The sequence below is a fragment of the Streptomyces umbrinus genome (assembly GCF_030817415.1).
In the GTDB taxonomy this organism is placed as follows: domain Bacteria; phylum Actinomycetota; class Actinomycetes; order Streptomycetales; family Streptomycetaceae; genus Streptomyces; species Streptomyces umbrinus_A.
The window spans coordinates 8424711-8444556 of sequence record NZ_JAUSZI010000002.1; the positions used below are offsets into that span (position 1 = coordinate 8424711).

A 19846-nucleotide genomic window follows, 5' to 3' on the forward strand; every position below is an offset into this window, starting at 1 on the left:
GATGCCGGGTGGGCGGGTGCGGGTTGTCCTGGGCTGGTGGCGCAGTTCCCCGCGCCCCTGGAAGCGGGGCTGCGCCCCTGCTTTTGTCCTTTAGGGGCGCGGGGAACTGCGCGAACAACCCCCACCGGCCCGCAGCCGGCGTACTACAACTACAACCCGTACCGCTCCCGCGCTTCCTTCACCGCGGAAGCCGGCACCTCACCCCGCCGAGCAAGCTGCGCCAGCGCCGCCACGACGATCGACTGCGCGTCGACACCGAAGTGCCGGCGAGCGGCCTCACGGGTGTCGGACAGGCCGAACCCGTCCGCGCCGAGCGAGGAGTAGTCCTGCTCGACCCACTGCGCGATCTGGTCGGGCACCTGCCGCATGTAGTCGGAGACCGCGAGGACGGGCCCCTCGGCACCCTGCAGCGCCTGACGGACGTACGGCACCCGGTCCTCGCCGCGCAGCAGCGCCGCGTCGGCCTCCAGGGCGTCCCGCCGCAGCTCGGTCCAGGACGTGGCGGACCAGACGTCCGCGGCCACGCCCCACTCCTCGGCGAGCAGCCTCTGCGCCTCCAGGACCCAGTGGATCGCCGTGCCGGAGCCCAGCAGCTGGATGCGCGAGGCGTTGGCGGCGTTGACCTGGACGCCGGCCGACTCCGCCGTGTTGAAGCGGTAGAGGCCCTTGACGATGCCCTCGTCGATACCGAGACCCGACGGCTTCGCGGGCTGCGGGATCGGCTCGTTGTAGACGGTGAGGTAGTAGAAGACGTTCTGGTCCTCGCCGGGCGCCGCCTCGCCGTACATACGGCGCAGACCGTCCTTGACGATCGTCGCGACCTCGTACGCGAACGCCGGGTCGTACGACAGGGCGGCCGGGTTGGTCGCCGCGATGACCGGCGAGTGCCCGTCCGCGTGCTGCAGGCCCTCGCCCGTCAGCGTCGTACGGCCCGCGGTGGCGCCGACGAGGAAACCGCGGCCGAGCTGGTCGCCGAGCTGCCACATCTGGTCGGCCGTGCGCTGCCAGCCGAACATCGAGTAGAAGATGTAGAACGGGATCATCGTCTCGCCGTGCGTGGAGTACGCGGTGGACGCGGCGATGAAGTCGGCCATCGAACCGGCCTCGGTGATCCCCTCGTTGAGGATCTGGCCGTCCTTGGCCTCCTTGTAGTACATCAGCTGGTCACGGTCGACCGGCTCGTACGTCTGACCCTTCGGCGAGTAGATGCCGAGGGACGGGAAGAGGCTCTCCATGCCGAAGGTGCGCGCCTCGTCGGGGACGATCGGCACCCAGCGCTTGCCGGACGTCTTGTCGCGGACCAGGTCCTTGACCAGGCGTACGAAGGCCATGGTCGTCGCCACGTTCTGCGAGCCGGAGCCCTTGTCGAAGGCCGCGAACGCCTTGTCGGCGGGGGCGGGCAGCGGGGCGACCGCGTGCGTACGGCGTGCCGGGGCCGGACCGCCGAGGGCCGCGCGGCGCTCCTGGAGGTAGCGGACCTCGGGGGAGTCGGCGCCCGGGTGGCCGTAGGGGACCACACCGTCGACGAAGTCGCTGTCCTTGATGGGCAGTTCGAGCAGGTCACGCATCTGCTTGAACTCGTCCGTCGACAGCTTCTTCATCTGGTGGTTGGCGTTCTTCGAGGCGAAGCCCTCGCCGAGCGTGAAGCCCTTGACCGTCTGGGCCAGGATGACCGTGGGCGCGCCCTTGTGCTCGACGGCCGCCTTGTAGGCCGCGTACACCTTGCGCGCCTCGTGACCACCGCGCGAGAGGTGGAAGCACTCCAGGATCTTGTCGTCGCTGAGCAGCTTCGCCAGCTCGACGAGCGCCGGGTCGGAGCCGAAGAAGTCCTGGCGGATGTAGGCGGCGTCACGGGTCTGGTACGTCTGCACCTGCGCGTCCGGGACCTCACGGAGGCGGCGGACGAGGGCGCCGGTGGTGTCGAGCCGGAACAGCTCGTCCCAGGCGTTGCCCCACAGCGACTTGATGACGTTCCAGCCGGCGCCGCGGAACTGGGCCTCCAGCTCCTGCACGATCTTGAAGTTCGCGCGGACCGGGCCGTCGAGGCGCTGGAGGTTGCAGTTGATGACGAAGGTCAGGTTGTCCAGACCCTCGCGGGAGGCGAGTGCGAGTGCCGCCGTCGACTCCGGCTCGTCCATCTCGCCGTCACCGAGGAAGGCCCAGACGTGCGACTGGGACACGTCCTTGATGCCGCGGTTGGTCAGATAGCGGTTGAAGCGCGCCTGGTAGATCGCCGACAGCGGGCCGAGGCCCATCGACACCGTCGGGAACTCCCAGAGCCACGGTAGGCGCCGCGGGTGCGGGTACGACGGGAGGCCGTTGCCGCCCGCCTCCTGGCGGAAGTTGTCGAGGTGCGTTTCGTTCAGCCGGCCGTCGAGGAAGGCGCGGGCGTAGATGCCGGGGGAGGCGTGGCCCTGGATGTAGAGCTGGTCGCCGGACCCGTCGGCCTCCTTGCCCTTGAAGAAGTGGTTGAAGCCCGTCTCGTAGAGCCAGGCCGCGGAGGCGAAGGTGGCGATGTGGCCGCCGACGCCGTGTTTCGCGCCCCGGGTCACCATCGCGGCCGCGTTCCAGCGGTTCCACGCGGTGATCCTGCGCTCCATCGCCTCGTCGCCGTCCACGGTGGGTTCGGCGGCGGTCGGGATGGTGTTGACGTAGTCGGTCTCAAGCAGCTTGGGCAGCGCGAGGCCGTTGCCCTCGGCACGCTCCAGCGTGCGCCGCATCAGGTACGCGGCACGGTGCGGCCCGGCCGCCTTGGCGACGGCGTCCAGGGAGGCCTGCCATTCGGCGGTCTCCTCCGGATCACGGTCCGGGAGCTGGTCGAGCTCGCTCGGCTGGATTGCGGTGGGGTCGGTCATTGCGCCGCCTTCCGGATGCGGAGGGGGGTTCCCTCGTCGGCAAGGGGTTTTCGGGGGTGCCCTTGGTCTTTGGCAGGACAGGGCGGCAGGCTCTGGTGGGAGCCCGCCGATGACTGTAACTCGCTGATCGATGATCGATCAAAGGGTTGAAGGGCAAAACCTCTTGATCACGAGAAAGTAGGCACGGGGTGTCTCGGCGCAGGGCACCGCGTGCCTTGTTTTCGCAGGTGAGGGTACTTCTGAGCGGGCTTGTGCTCCGGTGTTCCGGGCCCGCCGCGCGGCGGGCGTGGCTAGGAAGGCTCGCTGCCCGTCCTCGGCGCGCAGCCCAGCACATGCGCCTTCACCAGCTCCGCGATCAGCGGGTCCCGGCGGCGGAACGCCTCCACCAGGGCCTCGTGCTCCTCCGCGTACGACTGCTGGACCGTGCCCAGCCAGCGGATCGACAGGGCCGTGAAGACCTCGATGCCGAGGCCCTCCCAGGTGTGCAGCAGCACGGAGTTGCCCGCGGCACGCACCAGCTCGCGGTGGAAGGCCACCGTGTGGCGGACCTGGCCGGTGCCGTCGGCCTTGCGGTCGGCCTCGTACAGGGCGGTGACGTGCGGCTCCAGCGACGTGCAGTCGGCGGCCAGCCGCTCGGCGGCCAGCTCGGCCGCGATGGCCTCCAGACCGGCCCGCACGGGGTAGCTCTCCTCCAGGTCCGCCGCGGTGAGGTTGCGTACGCGTACGCCCTTGTTGGGGGCCGACTCGATCAGGCGCAGCGACTCCAGCTCGCGCAGGGCCTCCCGCACGGGGGTCTGGCTGACCTCCAGCTCGGTGGCGATCCGGCGCTCCACGATCCGCTCGCCCGGCTTCCAGCGACCGCTGACGATCCCCTCCACGATGTGCTCGCGGATCTGTTCGCGGAGCGAGTGGACGACGGGCGCGGTCATTGGGGCTCCTTCGGCGGGGGCCGCTCGGGCCCCGAGGCGTTGACTTCTAGACAATAAAGCCGTGGGTCCCTTCGGGAAGGGTGTGCGGGGGTGCTTTGGTGCAGGTGAGATGAGACTTACACGTGGTGCTCCGCCGGGGGCGCGTGACGGGGGGGGTGCTGCGGTGGTACGGCGGGTGCGGGTTCGTTGTGGCTGGTCGCGCAGTTCCCCGCGCCCCTGAAAGCGGGGCTGCGCCCCTGGCTTTTATCTTTTAGGGGCGCGGGGAACTGCGCGACCAGCCCCCACCGGCCCGCGGCCTGGCCACAACGCAAAGGTGCCCCCGCCCGGAAACCCGGGCAGGGGCACCTCGTCGTGCGATGCGGCGGCGGAGCCTAAAGGCCGAGCTCGACCTCGAACTCGCCCGCCTCCAGGATCGCCTTGACCGCCGTCAGATAGCGGGCGGCGTCCGCGCCGTCCACCAGGCGGTGGTCGTAGGAGAGCGTCAGGTAGGTCATGTCGCGGACGCCGATGACCGTACCCTCCTCCGTCTCGATGACGGCCGGACGCTTGACCGTCGCGCCGATGCCCAGGATCGCGACCTGGTTCGGCGGCACGATGATCGTGTCGAAGAGCGCGCCGCGCGAGCCGGTGTTCGAGATCGTGAAGGTCGCGCCGGACAGCTCGTCCGGAGTGATCTTGTTGGCCCGGACCTTGCCCGCCAGGTCGGCGGTGGCCTTCGCGATGCCGGCGATGTTGAGGTCGCCCGCGTGCTTGATGACCGGGGTCATCAGGCCCTTCTCGGAGTCCACCGCGATACCGACGTTCTCGGTGTCGAAGTAGGTGATCGTGCCCTCTTCGACGTTGATCCGGGCGTTGACGGCCGGGTGGGCCTTCAGCGCCTGGGCCGCCGCCTTCACGTAGAACGGCATCGGGGAGAGCTTGACGCCCTCGCGCGCGGCGAAGGAGTCCTTGGCCTGCGCGCGCAGCCGCATCAGCCGCGTGACGTCGACCTCGACGACCGAGGACAGCTGGGCCTGCTCGTGCAGGGCCTTGACCATGTTGTCGCCGATGACCTTGCGGATGCGGGGCATCTTCACGGTCTGGCCGCGGAGGGGAGAGGCCTCCAGGGCCGGCGCCTTCTTGGCGGTGCTCGGGGCGGCAGCGGCCGGAGCCGGAGCGGCCGCGGCGGCCTTCGCGGCCTCGGCGGCGGCGAGGACGTCCTGCTTGCGGATACGGCCGCCGACGCCGGTGCCCTTGACGGTGCCCAGGTCGACGCCGTTCTCGGCGGCGAGCTTGCGCACCAGCGGGGTCACGTACGCGCCGTCGTCACCGGAGGCCGCGGCGGGAGCCGGGGCCGGGGTGACGGGAGCGGGAGCCGGCACCGGCGCGACCGGAGCCGGGTCGGGGGCCGGGGTCGTCTGCTGCTGCGGGGCGGGAGCCGAAGGCGCCTGCGGAGCCGGAGCAGCGGGGGCCGGAGCCGGAGCCGCGGGAGCTGCCGGAGCCGGGGCCGGGGCAGCGGCGGCGGGCGCCGGAGCCGGGGCGGCCGGGGCCGGTGCGGCGGCCGGAGCCGCGCCCGGGGCGCCGATGACGGCGAGCTTCGCGCCGACCTCGGCGGTCTCGTCCTCGGCGACCACGATCTCCAGGAGTACGCCGGCGACCGGCGCGGGGATCTCGGTGTCGACCTTGTCCGTGGAGACCTCGAGCAGCGGCTCGTCCTCCGCGACCTCCTCGCCGACCTCCTTGAGCCACCGGGTGACGGTGCCCTCGGTGACCGACTCGCCCAGCGCGGGGAGGACCACGTCGGTGCCCTCGGCACTGCCGCCACCGGAGGCGGCTGCGGCGGTCGGGGCCGGCGCCGGAGCGGCGGCCTCGGTGGACGGGGTGGCCTGCGGAGCCGGCTCGGGAGCGGCGGCCGGGGCCGGAGCCTCGGCGGCAGCGGGAGCCGGGGCGGCAGGTGCGCCGGAGCCGTCGTCGATGACGGCCAGCTCGGCGCCGACCTCGACCGTCTCGTCCTCGGCGACCTTGATGGAGGCGAGCACGCCGGCGGCAGGGGAGGGGATCTCGGTGTCGACCTTGTCGGTGGACACCTCGAGCAGCGGCTCGTCGGCCTCGACGCGCTCGCCCTCGGCCTTCAGCCAGCGGGTGACAGTGCCCTCGGTGACGCTCTCGCCGAGCGCCGGAAGGGTTACGGAAACCGCCATGGTTTCGGTTGCTCCTTACGAATTGCGGAAGTCTGTGTCGTCGCGTCGTGAGTTGACCGAGGGTCGGTCAGTCGTGCGAGTGCAGCGGCTTGCCGGCGAGAGCGAGGTGGGCCTCGCCCATCGCCTCGTTCTGCGTGGGGTGAGCGTGGATGAGCTGCGCGACCTCGGCGGGCAGCGCCTCCCAGTTGTAGATCAGCTGGGCCTCGCCCACCTGCTCGCCCATGCGGTCGCCGACCATGTGGACGCCGACCACGGCACCGTCCTTGACCTGGACGAGCTTGATCTCGCCCGCGGTCTTGAGGATCTTGCTCTTGCCGTTGCCCGCGAGGTTGTACTTCAGAGCGACGACCTTGTCCGCACCGTAGATCTCCTTGGCCTTGGCCTCGGTGATACCGACGGAGGCGACCTCGGGGTGGCAGTACGTCACCCGCGGCACGCCGTCGTAGTCGATCGGAACGGTCTTCAGACCGGCGAGACGCTCCGCGACCAGGATGCCCTCGGCGAAGCCGACGTGCGCGAGCTGGAGCGTCGGGACCAGGTCACCGACGGCCGAGATGGTCGGCACGTTCGTGCGCATGTACTCGTCGACGAGGACGTAGCCGCGGTCCAGCGCGACGCCCTGCTCCTCGTAGCCGAGACCGGCGGAGACCGGCCCGCGGCCGATGGCGACCAGGAGGATCTCGGCCTCGAAGGTCTTGCCGTCGGCCAGGGTCACGCGGACGCCGTCCTGCGTGTACTCGGCCTTCTCGAAGAACGTGCCGAGGTTGAACTTGATGCCGCGCTTGCGGAAGGCGCGCTCAAGAAGCTTGGAGCTGTTCTCGTCCTCCACCGGCACGAGGTGCTTGAGGCCCTCGATGACCGTGACGTCGGTGCCGAAGGACTTCCACGCGGAGGCGAACTCGACGCCGATGACGCCGCCGCCCAGCACGATCGCGGACTGCGGGACGCGGTCCAGCTTCAGCGCGTGGTCCGAGGAGACGATGCGGTTGCCGTCGATCTCCAGGCCCGGCAGCGACTTCGGCACGGAGCCGGTCGCGAGGAGCACGTGACGGCCCTGGATGCGCTGGCCGTTGACGTCCACGGAGGTCGGGGACGACAGACGGCCCTCACCCTCGATGTACGTCACCTTGCGCGAGGCCACGAGGCCCTGCAGGCCCTTGTAGAGGCCGCTGATCACGTCGTCCTTGTACTTGTGGACGGCGTTGATGTCGATGCCCTGGAAAGTCGTCAGGACGCCGTACTGGTCCGCCTCGCGTGCCTGGTCGGCGATCTCGCCGGCATGCAGCAGGGCCTTGGTGGGAATGCAGCCGTTGTGCAGGCAGGTGCCGCCGAGCTTGTTCTTCTCGATCAGGGCGACGTCCAGGCCCAGCTGCGCTCCGCGCAGGGCCGCGGCGTAGCCGCCGCTACCACCGCCGAGGATCACTAGGTCGAAAACGGTGCTGGCGTCGTTCGCCACGTCACGTCCTCCATGCATGTGCGCCGTACGCCGGTCTGCGTCGACCGGGCGGCGGCTGGTGTCCGGCCGCTCTTTCTTCGGCCCTGAGGTGGGCCCTGTCCTGCCGAGAACCCATCTTCGCACCTGTCGGCGCCGAGCGGGACGCCGGGCCGGGCAGTGAGACGTCTGATCGATCACACGGCGCCCCGTGAGGGGCGCGGGGCTGTATCGATTTACGGCTCCGCCGTGTGGGCGCGATCAGCCCCCCCGGTCCGCACCCGCCGTACAACGGGTGCGGACCGGGCCACTGGGCGGGCCTCAGCCCAAATCACCCGCGGCCGTGATCTCCGCCAGCCGCACGAGAGTCCGTACGGCAGACCCCGTCCCGCCCTTGGGCGTGTAACCGAACGGCCCCTGCTCATTGAAGGCAGGCCCCGCGATGTCGAGGTGCGCCCACGTGATCCCCTCGCCCACGAACTCCTTGAGGAAGAGTCCGGCGACCAGTCCGCCGCCGTACCGCTCGCCCATGTTGGCGATGTCGGCGGTGGGGGAGTCCATCCCCTTCTTCAGGTGGTCCGGCAGCGGCATCGGCCACGCCGCCTCGCCGACCTCCTCGGCAGCCTCGTACACCGCCGTACGGAACGAGTCGTCGTTCGCCATGACGCCGAAAGTCCGGTTGCCCAGCGCCAGCATCATCGCGCCGGTCAGCGTCGCCACGTCGACGATCGCGTCCGGGGTCTCCTCGGAGGCCTTGGCGAGCGCGTCGGCGAGGACGAGCCGGCCCTCGGCGTCGGTGTTGAGGACCTCGACGGTCTTGCCGCTGTACATGCGCAGCACGTCGCCGGGGCGGGTCGCGGAACCGGAGGGCATGTTCTCGGCGAGCGCGAGCCAGCCGGTCACGTTGACCTCGAGGCCCAGCCGCGAGGCGGCGACGACCGCGGCGAACACGGCGGCGGCGCCGCTCATGTCGCACTTCATCGTCTCGTTGTGCCCGGCCGGCTTCAGCGAGATGCCGCCCGAGTCGTAGGTGATGCCCTTGCCGACGAAGGCGAGGTGCTTCTTGGCCTTGGAGGAGGTGTACGAGAGCTTCACCAGGCGGGGCGCGGACGTGGAACCGACACCGACGCCGAGGATGCCGCCGTAGCCGCCCTTCTCCAGGGCCTTCTCGTCGAGCACCTGCACCTTGATGCCGTGCTCCTTGGCCGCGGCCTGCGCGACGGCCGCGAAGGCCTCCGGGTTCAGGTCGTTCGGCGGGGTGTTGATGAGGTCACGGGCGCGGTTCAGCTCCTCGGACACGGCGGTGGCGCGCTCGATGGCCGCCTTGAACGCCTTGTCGCGGGGCTTGCCGCCGAGCAGCGTGACCTCGGCGAGCGGGGCCTTGCCGTTCTTGGCGTCCTTCCCGCTGCCGTTGCTCTTGCCGTTCTCCTTGTAGACGTCGAAGGAGTACGCGCCGAGCAGCGCGCCCTCGCCGACGGCGCCCGCGTCGGCGGCGTCCTCGATCGGCAGGGCGAAGGCGGCCTTCTTCGAACCGGCGAGGGCACGTGCGGCGACACCGGCCGCGCGGCGCAGGGTCTCCCCGGAGAAGGAACCGTCCTTCTCCGGCAGAGCACCGAGACCGACCGCCAGCACGAGCGGGGCCTTGAAGCCGGACGGAGCCGGCAGCTTCGTCACCTCGCCCTCGCCGCCCGAGGCGCCGAGGGTCTCCAGAACGCCGGCGAGCCTGCCGTCGTACGCCTTGTCCACGGCCTCGGCGCCCGGTGCCACGACCAGGTCCCCGGACTTGGGCCCGGTGCCCTTGGCGACACCGACGACGATGGCGTCGACCCGCAGGCCGGGCGCCGCGGCGGTGCTGAGAGTGAGAGCAGTCACGGTGGTGAAATCTCGCTTCCATTGAGTTGCTGTGGCCGTCAGGGGTGAGGTCGGCCGGGGCGGTGGAGTCCCGGGCACGAGCCTACGCGCGGTGGCGCGTTTCGCTCATTCCAGCGGCCGTTCATCCGTGCGTGGTGGCCTGGCCACTTATCACCCCTCACTTCTGTGACCTGAGCCACACTCCTGCTGTTTGCGATGAGTAACCCACTCGTCGCTTTGCATGATTTCCACGGATCCTCCTCGAATTGACCATCAGGGGATCTTGTTGGGGGAGGGGCGAACATGGCGCAGAGTGCGCGCAGATGGAAAAACGCGGCCGCTGTCATGGCGGCTGCCGGTCTGCTGAGCCTGGGGCTGGGAGTCCCCGGAGCGTCGGCGGCGGACGAGCCGCGCATCGATCTGAAAGTGCTCGTCGTGGACAACGGCGACAGCCCCGTGGAAGCCATCACGGAGGAGCTGAAGACCACCGGCATCCCGTATACGACCGTCGACCTGAACGACTCCGGCCGCCCGGCCATCACCGAGGCGTTCCTGAGCGAACCGGCCGACGGATCCGGCGGCACACCGCGCGCCAAGTACCAGGGCGTCGTGCTGCCCAACGAGGCGCCGTTCGGGTCCGGTTCGGCCGAGCAAACGGTCCTGGAGGCGTACGAGAGGACCTTCGGCATCCCCCAGGTCGACGCCTACACGTGGGCGCACCCCGGGGTCGGCCTCGACTACACGGACGCGGGCGGCTGGGCCGGAACGCTCGACGGCCGCGAGGCGGCGGTCACCACGGAGGGCGGGGCGGGCTATTTCGGCTACCTCGACGGCCCCCTCGCATTCGAGGACAACTCGCCCTCCGTCCAGGAGAGTTACGGCTACGTGGCCCGGCCCCGCGCGGGCTTCACCAGCTACGTGGACACCGCCGTGCCCGGCGGGAGCGGCCGTGGCAGCCTGGTGGGCGAGTACGCGCACGACGGACGTCGCGAACTCGTCGTGACCTTCGCCTACAACCACTACCAGCAGCAGTTCCGCGTCCTCGCCCGCGGCATCGTCGAATGGCTGACGCAGGGCGTGCACCTCGGTCAGAACAGGAACTACTTTTCTGTCCATGTCGACGACGTCTTCGCGCCCGACAGCCGCTGGGACACCGAACGCAACTGCACACCCGGTGACTTCGACTGCGTGGGCGGTGACGGCGAGGGGACCACGCCGATCCGTATGACCGCGGCCGACGCGGTCTACGCCGCCCAGTGGCAGCGGGACAGCGGCTTCACCCTCGACATGGTCTACAACGCCGGGGCGGGTGAGGAGTGGAAGAGCGAGAACGGCAACGTCGACGCGCTGACCGACCAACTCCTCGCCGACAAGGGCGAGTACCGCTGGGTCAACCACACCTACACGCACCCCTTCCTCGGCTGCGTCCAGGACACCAGCACCGTGCCGTGGAGCTGCGCGAAGAACGCCGACGGCTCGACCCGGTACGTGAGCCGCGCCGACATCTCGGCGGAGATCCGCGACAACAGCCTCTGGGCGGCGAGCCACGGACTGCCCGTCGACAGCAGCGAGTTGGTGACCGGCGAGCACTCGGGCCTGAAGACCCTGCCGCAGCAGCCGGACGACAACCCGAACCTCGCGGGCGCCCTCGCGGACAACGGCATCGACTGGACCGCCTCCGACGACTCCCGTGAACCGCAGCAGCGTTCGGTGGGCAGCGCCCTGACCGTGCCCCGCTACCCGATGAACGTGTACTACAACGTCGGCACGGCCGAGGAGATCACCGACGAGTACAACTGGATCTACACCTCGAAGGCCGACGGCGGCAGCGGCGTCTGCGAGAACAACCCCACGTCGACCTGCCTCGACGACCCGCTCGACACGGCGACCGGCTTCGAGTCGTACATCCTCCCGCAGGAGGCCCGCACCGCCCTCGGCCACGCCGTGGGCAACGACCCGCGCCCGCACTACGTGCACCAGTCCAACCTGGCCGAGGACCGGCTGCTCTACCCGGTCCTGGACAAGGTGCTCGCCGACTACCGTGCGCTCTACGCCGACAACGCCCCGCTGGAGAACCCGCGGCAGAGCATCATCGGCACCGAGCTGAAGCGCCGCGCCGCCTGGCAGGAGGCCGTCGCCGACGGTGACGTCACGGCGTACCGCGTCGGCACGACCGTCACCGTCACCGCCCCGACCGGGACGCAGATCCCGGTGACCGCACCCGAAGGGACACTCAAGCAACTCCTGCTCGGCACCACCGCGTTCGGGACGCCGTACGCGGGAGAGCGATCGGCCTGGACCACGCCGGAAGCTCTGCAGACAGCCCTCACCCTGAGACTGCCCGCATAACGGAGACAAGCGCCGCAGCACGACGCGCGCCCCGGCCAAGACCGGCCGGGGCGCGCCACCGAGCCGTAAGAAATGTTCCAGGGGGGAACACGCATGATGAGCAAAGGCCGTCATGTCACCATGCTCACTGAGGGCACGTATCCACTGGTCCACGGCGGGGTCAGCACCTGGTGCGACCAGCTCGTGAAGGGGATGCCCGAAGTCGGGTTCAACGTCGTCTCGCTCGCCGGCAACGGTCGTGAACCCGTGACCTGGGAGCTGCCGGGCAACGTCTACCAGCACACGTCCGTACCGCTGTGGGGCACGCTGCAGGGATCCCGGCGAGCACCGCGCGGCCCCGCCCGCCGCCGCTTCATCGACACCTACGAGCGGTTCCTGCTGTCCTTCCTGGACCCCGAGGCGCACTGCGACTTCGGTGAGGCCTTCTACGAACTCGCCCAACTCGCCCGTGAGGGACGGCTGTCGGCGGCCCTGCGCACCGAGGCCGCGCTGCGCTCGCTGATGTGGATCTGGACCATGCCGCACCTCCAGATCGCCCAGGCGTGCCCCACCGTGCACGACGCGCTGACCGCCACCGACCTACTGGAGCACGCGCTGCGCCCGCTGGGCGTCCGGCTGCCCGAGAACTCCGTCTCGCACGCCACCGGCAGCGGTCTGGCCACCCTTCCCGCCCTGGCCGCACGGCAGTTGGACGGCATCCCGTTCCTGCTCACCGAACACGGCATCTATCTGCGCGAGCGCTACCTCGGCTACCGCAGCGACGCACAGCGCTGGCCCGTCAAGGCCCTGATGCTCGGCTTCTACCGCGAGCTCAACACCCTCGGCTACCAGGCCGCCGACCTGATCACCCCGTGCAACCAGTACAACCGCCGCTGGGAAGAGCGCGGCGGCGCCGACCCCGACAAGATCCGTACCGTCTACAACGGCGTCGACCCCGCCGCCTTCCCGCACGCCGGACCCGAGCCGGATGTGCCCACGCTCACCTGGTGCGGCCGCGTCGACCCCATCAAGGACCTCGAGACGCTGCTCCACTCGTACGCCATGGTGCGCGCCGAACTCCCCGAGACCAGGCTGCGGTTGTTCGGCCCGGTACCGCCCGGCGGAGAGGCGTACAAGACCAGACTGGAGAAGCTCGCCGCCGAACTCGGCGTCACGGACGGGCTCACCTTCGAGGGCCGGATCAGCGAGGTGTGGCGGGCCTACGCGGCCGGGCACGTCGTGATGCTCTCCTCCATCTCGGAGGGCTTCCCCTTCTCGATCATCGAGGCCATGTCGTGCGGCCGGACCACGGTCTCCACCGACGTGGGCGGTGTCAGCGAGGCCGTCGGCGACACCGGGATCGTGGTGCCGCCGCGCGAGCCCGAGAAGATGGCCGCCGCCGCGCTCGTCCTGCTGCGGGACGACGAACGACGCCTGGAACTGGGCCGGTTGTCCCGCCAGCGCGTCATCGAGCGCTTCACGCTCCGCCGCTCCGTGGAGGCCTTCCGGACCATCTACCAGGAACTCGCGGGCCTGCCCGAGGTGTACGAGCCCACGCTGGAGACCGTCGCCGACTGGACCCTCGAACTGCGCGACCCCTGGTACCAGGCCGTCGCGACGGACGGGACCGGCTGGTGAGCGGATCGATCCGGATGCCGCCCGGCTCGCGGCCCGACACCCTGCCCTATGTGCCGCGCCAACGCCGTCCCAGCTGGGCGGAGCCCGACCCGGTGGACGAACTCGCCAAGCGGCTGGAGGAGTTCATAGCCGCCGCCGTCCACCCGGACGAGATAGCGGCGCTCCTGGAGTCCGACGGCATGTCGGACGACCAGATACGCGAGAAGTACGGCTGCAAGGACTCCTTCTCGCTCGCCGAGGAGCTGTACGAGCGGGTCGAGCGCCGCCATCCCGAACCCTCGGTACCGGCCCACGACCCCTGGGAAATCGGCCTGCTGGGCTGCCTGTTGAGAGGCGTCGTCTTCGCCCTGCCCGGCCTCGGCTACGTCCTCGGGGCGCCTCTTCTCGCGGGACCGCAGGACGGCCTCGGGCTCCCCGCCGGTACGGTCCCGCTGCTGGCCGGCGCCCTGTGCGGCTGGACCTGGAACCAGGGTCTCGCCCACCGGGCCTACTCCTGGCTCGGGTTGGGCGACAAGGCGGCCTCCCGCCGCTCGCTCCTCGTCGGGGCACCCATGGGCGCGCTGCTCGGCTCGCTCGTCGCACTCGCCGTCGCTCCCGGCCACCTCGGCGCGGTCGCCTTCGCCGCCGGCCAGTCCTGCTACCTCGCCGCGGCGACCGTACTGCTGGTGATGGGCCGCGAACGGGCCCTGCTGGCCGCCCTGTTGCCCATGGCGGCCGGTGCCGTACTGGCGATGGCCCAGCCGGTCCCGGAGGCGGCGAGACTGGCCCTGCTGCTCGGCTCGCTCGGTATCGTCGGCGCGCTCGCCGCGATCGAAGTCGCCCCGGCCGTACGGCGGTCGGGGGACGGGACCCGGATCGGCTGGTCCGCCGGGTTCGCGGCCCTGCTGCCCTTCGGCGGCGCCCAGGAGACCAAACGGCCGCGCAGCGCCTCGCCCTGGCTCGCCGGCTCCCTGCCGTACGCCTTCTTCGGCCTCGGCAGCGGCGTCCTCGTCGTGTTCGTGGCGCTCGGCGACGTCCTGGCCGACGGGTCGTCGACCGCCGCGGTCGCCGCGCCGGCCGCCGTGGCGCTCACGCTGAGCATGGGGCCCGCCGAGTGGCTGCTCTACCGCTTCCGCAGCGGAAGCCTCGCCGGGCTGCGCTCCAGCAGCACCTCACGCGAGTTCTTGCGCACCACCGCGAGCACCCTCGTCAAATGCCTCAGCGCCTACCTCGCCGCGCTGTTCCTGCTCAGCCTCGCCACGGCCGCGCTCTGGCCGAACGCGCCCGGCCTCGACGGCGTACGGCTCACCGCGCTGCTGCTCCTCGGGGTCGTCCTCTGGACCGGCCTGCTGCTCCAGTCGTTCGGCGCCGTCCTGAGCGCCGCCGTGGTCTGCTGCGCCGCGGGCCTCGCCCAGGCCGGGGCACTCCTCGCGGACGGAGTGAGCCCGCACCTGGTCGGCCTCGTCGTGTACGGCGCGGCTGCCGCGGTGCTGGCGACCCTGGTCTGCTGGCAACTGGGAAGGGCAACGGCCCACAGATGAGCACCCTCCTCGTCCCGTACTACGAGCACCCCTCCGTCCGCCCCGCCGAATGGGAAGCGATCGTCGAGGCCGCGCCCCGCCTCTACGGGGTCGTACTCAACCCGGCCAGCGGGCCCGGCGAGCGGCCCGATGCGGCCTTCGCCGAGGTCGCCGAGCGGCTGCGGGGGAGGGACGTCCGGGTGCTCGGGTACGCCGACACCGACTACGGCCGCAGGCCGCGCGCGGAGGTCGTCCGGGACCTCGCGCGGTACCGCGACTGGTACGGCGTGGACGGCGCCTTCTTCGACCAAGTCACCTCAGGGCTGGGCGACTTCGGCTACTACCAGCGGCTCGCCACGTCCGCGTGGGGTGCGGGTTGCACGACCATTGCCCTCAACCACGGGGCGCCGCCGCATCCCGCGTACGCCCGCCTCGCCGACGTCCTCGTCACCTTCGAGGGCACGTGGGAGACCTACCGCAGGCTCCGCCCGGCCCCCTTCGCGGTCGGCCGCACTCGCCAGTGCCACCTGGTCCACGGCGTTCCACCGGGCGCCCCCGTGGGCGACCTGGCCCGCACCCGAGGCGCCACGATCCACTGCGCGGTCCCGGGCGAGGGGGCCCACCCTTGGGGCACCCTGCCGCATGCCTTGCAGGCGGGCTGAACTCTTCGCCTGCGGGCCTGTGGGGGCTGGTCGCGCAGTTCCCCGCGCCCCTGGGTGGGTGGGGGTTCGGTGGTTCGCGACGTGCAGGTCGTCCGTGGCTGAGCGCGCAGTTCCCCGCGCCCCTAAAGACAAAAAGCCAGGGGCGCAGCCCCGCTTTTTAGGGGCGCGGGGAACTGCGCGACCAGCCCCCACCGGGCCCGCACTGTCACCACACAGCAAGAACCACCAGCGCCGCGGTAGCGGCAGTCTCAGCCAAGCCTCCGAACACGTCCCCAGTGATCCCGCCGAACCGGCGAACACAGTGCCGCAGCAGAAGCTCGGCGCACCCGCACGCGACCAGCACGGCAACCCCGCCCAGGACGAGCCCGTACGTCCCGAACAACAGCCCCGCCACCCCCGCGAGGCCGGCCACACCGACCCCCACCAGCACAGCCCCACGCAGGGGCACCGTGCCGGCGACCGCCGCCCCCAGCCCCTCCGGCCGAGCCGGCGGCACGCCAACCCGCGCGGCCAGCGTGAGCGCGAGCCGGGCCGCGACCGCCGACACGACGGCCGCGAAAGCCCCCCACCCCCAAGAAGCGCCGTAGGCCTCCGCCAGCGCCGCCACCTGGGCGAACAGTACGAACACAAGGGTGATGACACCGAACGGCCCGATGTCCGACTGCTTCATGATGCGCAGCGCGTCCTGGGCAGGCTTGCCGCTGCCCAGCCCGTCGGCGGTGTCGGCGAGCCCGTCGAGATGGAGGCCGCGCGTCAGGGCGGCAGGCACGGCGGCGGAGGCCACGGCCGCGAGCAGCGGCCCCGCGCCGAGGACCAGCAGGAACAGGCCGAGCGCCGCGGCGGCGAGACCGACGACCAGCCCGGCGACGGGCGCGCACAGCATCCCGGCCCGCGCCGCCTCACGGTCCCACCGCGTCACCTTGACGGGCAGCACGGTGAGCGTGCCGAAGGCGAAACGGAGGCCGTCGGGCCAGGAGGTCCCGGGAGTTTCCGGCGGGGGCGTGGACACCGGCGCAGGTTACCCGGCGGCCCGAGAGCCGCCCACGGCAGCCGCGGATAAAGTGCGCACATGGGGCATTGGTGGACACGGAACATCACCGAACCGGGAAAGCTGCCGCTGCTGCTGGCGCTCTCCTCCTTCGTACTGACCTTTGTGATCACCCGGATCGTCGTCCGGATGATCCGCGCGGGCAAGGGCCCCTTCGGCAACGTCGAGGCGGGCGGCGTCCACATCCATCACGTGGTCCCCGGAGTCGTCCTGACCGTGATCGGCGGCTTCGGCGCGGTGGCGAGCGGCCGGCACGGCTTCGGCGCGGCCGTGTTCGCCGTGGTGTTCGGGATCGGCGCGGGTCTTGTCCTCGACGAGTTCGCGCTGATCATGCATCTCGACGACGTCTACTGGAGCGAGGAGGGCCGAAAGAGCGTCGAAGTCGTGGTGGTCACGGCGGCCCTGGTGGGCCTGATGCTCAGCGGTTTCCTGCCGTTCGGCGTCAACGACCTCACCGAGGACGAGCTGCAGGACCGCGCGGGCGTCATCGTGAGCATCGCGGTGAACTTCCTGATCTCGCTGCTGGCCCTGAGCAAGGGCAAGGCACGTATGGCGATCTTCGGCGTGATCCTGCCGCTCGTCGCCCTGGTCGGCGCGATCCGCCTCGCCCGTCCCGGCTCGCCGTGGGCCAAGCGCTTCTACCGCAGACGGCACCGCGCCCGGGCCAAGGCCCAGCTGCGGGCCTACCGCCACGACCGCCGCTGGGCGGGCCCCCGCCGCAAGGTTCAGGACTGGATCGGCGGCAAACCGGACCCGGAGCCCGTCCGGTCCCTGCCCGGAGGCCGGTGACGCAGGTCGGAGATCCCGCACAGCACCAGTACGGCCGCGATCGCGGCCAGATGCTCCCTGCCCGCCAGGTTCTCCTTGAGCAGCACCTCCACCACCATGGCCGCGACGACCACCCCCGCGGTGACGTACGCGCGGTACCGCCAGCAGAGGAAGACCGCGAGCCCGACCACGGCCGCCGACGGCCCGGTGTCCACGACCAGCGAGTCCGAGGCGGGCAGCCCCAGAAAGCCGTGCGGGCCGAGCGCGATGCCCACGCGCGCGTAGAGGGTGCCGGCCAGCGTGGCGACGTACGCGATGACGAGCGTGCGCCACCGGCCCAGACAGATCTCGGCGATCCCGAACACGAGCAGGATCTGCGCGAGCGCACCCCACACGGGCAGATCCAGGGCCGGTACGAAGAGGGAGAGAGGGGTGCGCAGAAGGGCCGGCCAGAGCGGGTCCTCGGCGCGGACGGCACCGATGTTCTGGACGAACTGGTAACCCCACGGCTGGTTCTGCACGTACTGCGTGAGCGCCGTCAGGCACACCGCGGCGACGGTCATGGGGATCGCCCGCAGGCGCCGCTCGACGAGACCCGCGCGTACGGCCGCGTACAGCGGGCCCCATTCGGCGCCCGCGTACAGCGGGCCCCATTCGGCGCGGGCCAGACGGGCGAGGGTGCTCATGGGCGCGCGCCGCTCTGTTCGCGCGCGCTCATCGGCGGGCGACCACGGGTCCGTACGTACTCATCTGCGCGTACTCATCTGTGCGACTCCAAGTGCTTGCGGTGCAGCCACTTCGGCAGGCCCGGCGCCTCCAGGAACCCCTCCGCGCGGGCCGCGGCGATGCCGATGCGCGGCAGGTCGCCGCTCTTCTCGAAGAGCAGGAACCGCGGTTCCCAGATGGGCCGGTACTTGGCGTTGGCGCGGTACAGCGACTCGATCTGCCACCAGCGCGAGAAGAAGCTGAGCAGTGACCTCCACAGCCGCAGCACCGGGCCCGCGCCGAGACGCGCGCCACGTTCGAAGACGGAACGGAACATCGCGAAGTTGAGCGAGACCTGCGTGATCCCGATCTCGGGGGCCCGCTGGAGAAGCTGGATGACCATGAACTCCATCAGCCCGTTCTCGGAGTCCCGGTCCCGCCGCATGAGGTCGAGGGAGAGCCCGTGCGGCCCCCAGGGCACGAAGGAGATCACCGCTCTCAGTTCGTCCGTGCCTTCTCCCGCGCGGCTGTTCGTGCATTCGAGCATCACGCACCGCCCGTCGCCCGCATCCCCGAGCCGCCCGAGCGCCATGCTGAAGCCCCGCTCGGTCGCCCCGTCCCGCCAGTCGTCGGCCCGCTTCAGCAGGTACGCCATCTCGTCGGCCGGGATGTCCTCGTGACGCCGGATGCGGACCTGGTAGCCCGCGCGCTGGACGCGGTTGTAGGCCTGGCGGACGGTCCGCATGGCCCGCCCGTCGAGGGTGAACTCGGCCGTCTCGACGATCGCCTCGTCGCCGAGCTCCAGCGCGTCGAGGCCATGGCGTGCGTAGATGGTCCCCGCCTCCTCGCTCGCGCCCATCACCGCAGGGATCCAGCCGTGGGCGCGTGCCTCGGCGAGCCAGGGGTCGATGGCGCCGGGCCACGCCTCGGGATCGCCGATCGGGTCGCCGGAGGCCAGCGAGACACCGCTCACGACGCGGTAGACGACGGCAGCCTTGCCGGTCGGCGACCACACCACGCTCTTCTCGCGGCGCAGCGCGAAGTAGCCGAGCGAGTCGCGGTCGCCGTTCCGGTCGAGCAGTGCCCGCAGCCGTTCCTCGTCGCCCTCGGTGAGCGGGTCGACGGCGCGACGGGAACGGAAGGCCGCGTAGAAGACGGCGAGGACCAGCAGGGTGCTGAGCACATTGATGGTGACGTTTGCCCAGTTGGGAGTGGTGATCCCGGGGAAGCGGGCGTCGTCCGCGGCGACCGAGATCAGCCGCAGGGTGCCGTAGCGCCAGCGGTCGGGGAACGTCGAACGATCGGCGTCGTGCGCGTCGTTGGTGACGGTCACCAGGAGCGCGGCGAGCAGCGAACAGAGCAGCAGTCCGCCGACCGCGACGGCCGCCGCCAGCTTCGGGTTAGAGCGGTCGCCCTTCGCGTAGAACTCGCGCCGGCCGACGAAGAGGGACGCCACGAAGGCGGCCGTCAGGGCGAGGGAGATCCAGTTCTGCGGGTACTCGCGGATCTCCGGGAAGACCATCGCGAAGGCGAACAGCAGCAGGAAGAGCCCGCTGAGTACGAGGTTGAGGATCCAGGCGGCTCGTTTGCGGCGGCGCATCGTGATCGCCAGGAACATCGTGAACGCACCCGACGCGAAGCCTGCCGTCAGGAGGTACGGGGTGAAGTAGTTCTCGGTGTTGTGGCGGCGCACGTCCTGGCCGAGCGAGACCCAGACGGCGCTCAGGAAGTTGAGGAACGCGACGAGGCGGAGGTACCAGACGGCGAATGCGGCTGCTCGCCGTGAGGCCGGGGTGGTCGGGCGGGCGACGTCGCCTGTGCGGGCGGGGGCCCGCGTTGGCTCCGGAGCCGGGGTTTGCTTGACGGCGATTCGGGCGCTTCCCATGAAACGGGATCATATGGGGCGCCGTTGCGTGTGGGTGCCTACTGGGTGGGGTGGTTGCGTTGAGGG

13 protein-coding genes are annotated in these 19846 nt (G+C 70.9%); 5 read left to right on the forward strand and 8 right to left on the reverse strand.

Annotated features, from left to right (window positions below; genetic code table 11):
• Positions 1–149: 149 nt before the first annotated feature.
• The 5 genes from aceE to QF035_RS37235 all read right to left on the reverse strand — a co-directional run bounded on the left by aceE (position 150) and on the right by QF035_RS37235 (position 9268).
• Positions 150–2855: a pyruvate dehydrogenase (acetyl-transferring), homodimeric type gene (gene aceE, locus QF035_RS37215; protein WP_307525283.1), complete on the reverse strand. Its 2706-nt coding sequence runs from the start codon at positions 2853–2855 to the stop codon at positions 150–152.
• Between the two features lie 290 nt (positions 2856–3145).
• Positions 3146–3784 (reverse strand): GntR family transcriptional regulator, encoded by a 639-nt coding sequence (locus QF035_RS37220; protein ID WP_307525285.1) that lies wholly within the window; start codon positions 3782–3784, stop codon positions 3146–3148.
• 371 nt (positions 3785–4155) lie between these two features.
• Complete coding sequence (sucB, locus tag QF035_RS37225) at positions 4156–5964, reverse strand: 2-oxoglutarate dehydrogenase, E2 component, dihydrolipoamide succinyltransferase (protein ID WP_307525286.1); 1809 nt, start codon at positions 5962–5964, stop codon at positions 4156–4158.
• Between the two features lie 67 nt (positions 5965–6031).
• Positions 6032–7420, reverse strand: a complete 1389-nt coding sequence (gene lpdA / locus QF035_RS37230; RefSeq protein WP_055618698.1) for a dihydrolipoyl dehydrogenase — start codon at positions 7418–7420, stop codon at positions 6032–6034.
• A 297-nt stretch (positions 7421–7717) separates the two neighbouring features.
• On the reverse strand, positions 7718–9268 hold the full coding sequence (locus QF035_RS37235) for a leucyl aminopeptidase (protein WP_307525288.1): 1551 nt from the start codon (positions 9266–9268) through the stop codon (positions 7718–7720).
• Between the two features lie 282 nt (positions 9269–9550).
• Here QF035_RS37235 and QF035_RS37240 point away from each other — a divergent pair, with 282 nt between their 5' ends.
• The 4 genes from QF035_RS37240 to QF035_RS37255 all read left to right on the forward strand — a co-directional run bounded on the left by QF035_RS37240 (position 9551) and on the right by QF035_RS37255 (position 15374).
• Positions 9551–11596, forward strand: coding sequence for a hypothetical protein (locus QF035_RS37240; protein WP_307525290.1), 2046 nt, complete (start codon positions 9551–9553; stop codon positions 11594–11596).
• Between the two features lie 93 nt (positions 11597–11689).
• Entirely contained in the window at positions 11690–13213 is a 1524-nt protein-coding gene (gene pelF / locus QF035_RS37245; protein WP_307525292.1) for a GT4 family glycosyltransferase PelF, read from the forward strand.
• Positions 13210–14733 (forward strand): hypothetical protein, encoded by a 1524-nt coding sequence (locus QF035_RS37250; RefSeq protein WP_307525294.1) that lies wholly within the window; start codon positions 13210–13212, stop codon positions 14731–14733. The genes pelF and QF035_RS37250 overlap by 4 nt, the downstream gene beginning before the upstream one ends.
• On the forward strand, positions 14730–15374 hold the full coding sequence (locus QF035_RS37255; protein ID WP_307525297.1) for a spherulation-specific family 4 protein: 645 nt from the start codon (positions 14730–14732) through the stop codon (positions 15372–15374). The genes QF035_RS37250 and QF035_RS37255 overlap by 4 nt, the downstream gene beginning before the upstream one ends.
• A 205-nt stretch (positions 15375–15579) precedes the next feature.
• Here QF035_RS37255 and QF035_RS37260 read toward each other — a convergent pair whose 3' ends face one another.
• Positions 15580–16383: an adenosylcobinamide-GDP ribazoletransferase gene (locus QF035_RS37260; RefSeq protein ID WP_307525299.1), complete on the reverse strand. Its 804-nt coding sequence runs from the start codon at positions 16381–16383 to the stop codon at positions 15580–15582.
• Between the two features lie 60 nt (positions 16384–16443).
• Here QF035_RS37260 and QF035_RS37265 point away from each other — a divergent pair, with 60 nt between their 5' ends.
• On the forward strand, positions 16444–17211 hold the full coding sequence (locus tag QF035_RS37265; protein ID WP_307525301.1) for a hypothetical protein: 768 nt from the start codon (positions 16444–16446) through the stop codon (positions 17209–17211).
• Here QF035_RS37265 and QF035_RS37270 read toward each other — a convergent pair.
• Together QF035_RS37270 and QF035_RS37275 are read right to left on the reverse strand one after the other, a co-directional pair.
• On the reverse strand, positions 17148–17876 hold the full coding sequence (locus QF035_RS37270) for a hypothetical protein (RefSeq protein WP_307525303.1): 729 nt from the start codon (positions 17874–17876) through the stop codon (positions 17148–17150). The two genes, QF035_RS37265 and QF035_RS37270, sit on opposite strands and share 64 nt — an antisense overlap.
• A 74-nt stretch (positions 17877–17950) precedes the next feature.
• On the reverse strand, positions 17951–19780 hold the full coding sequence (locus QF035_RS37275; RefSeq protein WP_307525304.1) for a phosphatidylglycerol lysyltransferase domain-containing protein: 1830 nt from the start codon (positions 19778–19780) through the stop codon (positions 17951–17953).
• Between the last annotated feature and the right edge of the window lie 66 nt (positions 19781–19846).

Bases quoted from the DNA above. Each gene is read 5' to 3' on its own strand.
- aceE (WP_307525283.1), bottom strand. From the start codon at position 2,855: ATGACCGACCCCACCGCAATCCAGCCGAGCGAGCTCGACCAGCTCCCG.
- QF035_RS37220 (WP_307525285.1), bottom strand. From the start codon at position 3,784: ATGACCGCGCCCGTCGTCCACTCGCTCCGCGAACAGATCCGCGAGCAC.
- sucB (WP_307525286.1), bottom strand. From the start codon at position 5,964: ATGGCGGTTTCCGTAACCCTTCCGGCGCTCGGCGAGAGCGTCACCGAG.
- QF035_RS37240 (WP_307525290.1), top strand. From the start codon at position 9,551: ATGGCGCAGAGTGCGCGCAGATGGAAAAACGCGGCCGCTGTCATGGCG.
- pelF (WP_307525292.1), top strand. From the start codon at position 11,690: ATGATGAGCAAAGGCCGTCATGTCACCATGCTCACTGAGGGCACGTAT.
- QF035_RS37255 (WP_307525297.1), top strand. From the start codon at position 14,730: ATGAGCACCCTCCTCGTCCCGTACTACGAGCACCCCTCCGTCCGCCCC.
- QF035_RS37265 (WP_307525301.1), top strand. From the start codon at position 16,444: ATGGGGCATTGGTGGACACGGAACATCACCGAACCGGGAAAGCTGCCG.
- QF035_RS37270 (WP_307525303.1), bottom strand. From the start codon at position 17,876: ATGAGCACCCTCGCCCGTCTGGCCCGCGCCGAATGGGGCCCGCTGTAC.
- QF035_RS37275 (WP_307525304.1), bottom strand. From the start codon at position 19,780: ATGGGAAGCGCCCGAATCGCCGTCAAGCAAACCCCGGCTCCGGAGCCA.